Source organism: Micromonospora sp. DT4, from assembly GCF_049841675.1.
Taxonomy (GTDB): Bacteria; Actinomycetota; Actinomycetes; order Mycobacteriales; family Micromonosporaceae; genus Micromonospora.
Genome location: NZ_JBNCKT010000528.1, coordinates 1 through 223, shown reverse-complemented (window position 1 = coordinate 223; position 223 = coordinate 1). Strand labels below are relative to the sequence as shown.

General features: G+C 64.6%; 1 pseudogene. It reads right to left on the bottom strand.

The window, feature by feature from the left end:
• A pseudogene (locus tag ACLQ24_RS30775) lies at window positions 1-206 on the bottom strand (IS1182-like element ISMtsp10 family transposase); the annotation flags it as partial.
• Window positions 207-223: the final 17 nt, after the last annotated feature.

Below are 223 nucleotides of genomic sequence, written 5' to 3'. Positions count from 1 at the left end.
AACGTTTCCAGGCAGGCCCGTACCGACTCACCGGCCAACTCAAGGCGGTTGAGGTCCCGCACCGCGCTGATCACGTGAGTGGAATCGGTGCGCTGCCTACCACCAGCGGCGATCAGGCCCTTACCGGTCAACACGGTCAGCATCCGGGTGAAGACCTGTTCCTCCAGGCCGTGCTCGACCAGCCGGGTACGGAACTTGCTCAGCACGCTGGCGTCTAAGCCGG